The following is a 3,622-nucleotide window of genomic DNA, read 5'->3' as shown; positions in this document are numbered from 1 at the left end:
CAGTTCGGGTCAGCCCTCTTCCGGGCCGGCCCTTTCGGCCGCTCGGTCGTCAGCCCTGGGCCGTCTGGAACAGTCCGTGTCAGCACCTGGCCGTCCCGGGCGGACCGTGTCAGTCCACCGGCCGCTCGGGACGGGTCGTGTCGGCTCTCCGGGCCGCGCGGGACAGTCCGGGTCAGCCCATGGTCGTCCATGAGTGGCCGCGTCAGCCCTCTCCGTCACCCCGGGCGGACCGTGTCAAGCGCCCCCACCGCCCCGGGCGGACCGCGACAGTGCCCCCGCCCGCCCCAGAGGGAGAAGGCACTGGCCCTCCCGGCACTCGCAGGGCGCGTCGGACCTCGCGGCGCTCGGGGACCGCGTCACAGCTCCCGGTGCTCCGGGGCCCGTACCAGCACCTCCCCGGCCGCCGTCCGGGTGTACAGCACCGAGCGGCCCGCGCGTCCGCGCCGGACCAGGCCCGCCTCCAGCAGGACCTTCAGGTGACGGCCCACGGAACCGAGGGGCCGGCCGGTGACCGCGCACAGCTGGGTCGTGCTCATGGGGGAGTCGAGGAGGGCGAGGACGCGGGCGCGGGCGGTGCCGAGGAGCGGGCCGAGGGCGGCGGGCGCGGCTGCCGGACCCGTGTCGGCGAGGACACCCGAGCAGGGGTACACGACGGCGTACCGCTCGTGTTCCTCCCATGCCACCCAGCCGACCCGCTGCGGGGTGACCGGCACGAACACCAGTTGGGCGCCGGAGATCTCGCGCGGCGGATACTCATGGAGGTTGACCTGGAGGCGGTTCTCGCCGAGCCACCGCATCCCCGGCCGCAAGGCGTCCAGCACCGCCGCCCAGCCGCTCTGCCCCAACTGCGCGGTACGGGCGAGGACATCGGCCTCCAGCACGCGCCGCCGCCGCTCCCAGTACGGCCGTACCGTCTCCTCCCACACGTACGTCAGGAGGTCGGCGGCGCGGCCCGGCAGGTCGTCGCGGTCGAGGGCGGCCGGGAGCGGGCCGCGCAGGGACAGGACGAGATGGGCGCGTGCGGTGGCGGGGTCCACGGCCCGGACCCGGGCGACCTCCTCCGCGAAGGTCTCGCCCTCGCGTGGGGCGGGCGTGAGGAAGTCGGCGATCCACTCCTCGCCCAAGCCCGCCCGGACCAGCAGGGCGGTGAGTGGATCACAAGCCAACTCGGCCCGGTAGGCGGGCAGATGGGCCGCCAGCCAGTCGTGTTCGCCGGGGTGGGTGCCGGTCCCGGCGTGCAGCCGTTTCAGGCTCGCGAACGTCTCCGCGAGCGGCGACACGACGAACCGGCTGCCGGCGAGGGTGTCGGCGTTGACCTGCCACCAGCCCACTGGGACACCTCCGGGGTGCGGGGGGAGAGAAGCCCTCCGGGCTTTCGCGTGTGCGCGAAACATTAGCGGCGGGCGGGGCGCCGGACCGATCGTCCTGCCCATGCGCAGCTATCAAGCCCTCTTCCGTACAAGGGAGTTCACCCCTCTCTTCCTGTCCTCGTCCCTTCAGGTCGCCGGGTCCACGATCGGCGGACTGGCCCTCGGGACGTCCGTCTACGAGGCGACCGGTTCCCCGCTGCTGTCGGCGCTCAGCATGTTCGGCCCGTCGCTGGCCCAGGTGGTCGGCGCGACGACGCTCCTGTCCGCCGCCGACCGGCTGCCGCCGAGGGCGACGCTCGCGGGCCTGGCCGCGTCGTTCGCGGTGAGCACGGCGCTGCTGGCGCTGCCCGGTCTGCCGCTGTGGGCGGTGTTCGTGGTGATCGCCGTCCAGGGGCTGGTCGCGTCCCTGGGCGGGGGAGTGCACTGGGGTCTGCTGACGGAGATCCTGCCGAAGGACGGCTACCTGCTGGGCCGCTCGGTGTTCAACATGCTGCACGGGCTGACGCAGATCACGGGCTACGCCACGGGCGGCGCCCTGGTGGCGCTGCTGTCCCCGCGGATCACGCTGCTCGTGTCGGCGGCCCTGTACGCGACGGCCGCCCTCTGCTCCCTCATGGGTCTGACCCGCCGCGCCCCGCGGGCCGCCGGCCGCCCGTCCGTCGCCGAGACCTGGCGGACCAACGCCCGTCTGTGGGCGTCCGTCCCGCGCCGGCGCCTCTATCTGGGCCTGTGGATCCCCAACGGCCTGGTCGTCGGCTGCGAGTCCCTGTTCGTGGCGTACGCCCCCGACCGCGCGGGCCTGCTGTTCGCCTGCGCGGCGCTCGGCATGTTCACGGGCGACGTGACCGTCGGCAGACTCCTCCCACCCCACGTCCGCGACCGCCTGGCCACGCCCCTCCTGCTGCTCCTGGCCGCCCCGTACCTCGTCTTCGCCCTCCACCCCCCGACCCCGCTGGCCGCGGCCTGCGCGACCCTCGCCTCCGTCGGCTTCGGCGCGAGCCTCGTCCAGCAACAGCACCTGCTCGCCCTCACACCGCCTGACCTCACCGGCCACGCCCTCGGCCTCCACTCGGCCGGCATGCTGACCCTTCAGGGCGTGAGCGCGGCCCTGGCGGGCGGGGTCGCCCAGCTGACCTCCACGGGCACGGCGATGGCGGTGATGGCCGCGGGGTCGGTGGCGGTGACACTGGCGCTGGCGGTCGACCGCCCCCGCCCGCCCCTGCCGGACGGAGCGGGAGCGGTCCGCCCCTCCTCGATCGGCACGAGGGGCGGCACTTCCCGGACGGGAAGGTTCCGGCGCTGAACGCGCCAGTGGGTTCATGATGTGCGCGCCCCGCCTACAGCCGACCGGAACAGCGGGGGCGTGGGCGCCGCCCACCGTGCCTGGCTGGAGCCGCTGCGCCACCGGTCCCTGGCCGGCGGTCCGACGATCAGCGAGCTGAGCCACCGGTCCGGCCGGGCGAAGTCGAAGATCTCCGAACTGCTGCGCGGCACGGGCCGTTACCCGCGCTGGGAGATCACCTACGGCCTGCCGGACGTCCTCGAGGTACCGAGCCGGCCGATGCGCCGGCTCTGGATGGCCGCAGCACTGGCGGCGGAGAAGAAGCCCGACCGGATGGACGGCTGCATCCAGAACCGCCGGCATCCGCCCGGGGGTCCTGTCGGCCGGGTCCGCAGTGCCCCCGCCGCGGCCGCGGCCGGCCTCGGGAGCCGGGCACCCGGACGCCCTCAGGACTGGTACGGCTGCTGCTGGTTCTGCCCCTGGTACTGGCCGGTCTGGCCGCCCGCGCCCTGCGTCTGGAGCTGCTCGGCCTGCTCGGCGGTCACCTTCTGCTCCGCCCCGCAGAACGTGCACTGCGTCTGGTACTTCGTCGAGACCGGGAACAGCGGGACGAAGAACAGCGTGAACTTCGTGACCCGCTTCCTCAGCGTGTGCGCCGCGGGATTCCCGCACTGCCCGCACACCAGCGTGAGTATCGCGAGCTGGTACAGGTAACCCTTGGTGCCAAAGATGATCAGCATCTCGATCCTTCCCGGAGGGTGCCTACCGGCACTCTGCCCCAAGTGTGCACTGCCCGCCGAGGCCTACGGGGTCCGGGCGAGGAGGCGAACCACGCGGCAGGGCCGAAGGCCGTGCCGCGACGCCCGGTCGCCGAGCACGGTCGGGCGAATGTACTACACCGTCCCCGGCGAGGCCCGGATACCGGAGCCCCGGATACCGGAGTACCGGAGTACCGGAGTACCGGAGTACC

The 3,622-nt window shown here is 73.8% G+C and carries 3 protein-coding genes; 1 reads left to right on the top strand and 2 read right to left on the bottom strand.

The genetic code is table 11. From position 1 onward, the window contains the following. Positions 1–356 precede the first annotated feature (356 nt). A complete protein-coding gene (locus ACZ43N_RS26415; protein ID WP_468100888.1) occupies positions 357–1,331 on the bottom strand; it encodes a helix-turn-helix domain-containing protein in 975 nt (324 codons plus the stop codon). A 100-nt stretch (positions 1,332–1,431) separates the two neighbouring features. Between ACZ43N_RS26415 and ACZ43N_RS26410 the strand changes: the two genes are divergently transcribed. Beyond that, on the top strand, positions 1,432–2,673 hold the full coding sequence (locus ACZ43N_RS26410) for an MFS transporter (protein ID WP_468100886.1): 1,242 nt from the start codon (positions 1,432–1,434) through the stop codon (positions 2,671–2,673). Positions 2,674–3,098: 425 nt separating this feature from the next. On the opposite strand, the gene ACZ43N_RS26405 is transcribed toward ACZ43N_RS26410, so the two are convergent. Then, entirely contained in the window at positions 3,099–3,392 is a 294-nt protein-coding gene (locus ACZ43N_RS26405; protein ID WP_468100885.1) for a zinc-ribbon domain-containing protein, read from the bottom strand. Positions 3,393–3,622 lie beyond the last annotated feature (230 nt).

It is taken from the genome of Streptomyces sp. NPDC030814, from assembly GCF_055572155.1.
Note: the sequence above shows the minus strand (reverse complement) of the source record. Positions and strands in the feature narration are given on the sequence as shown.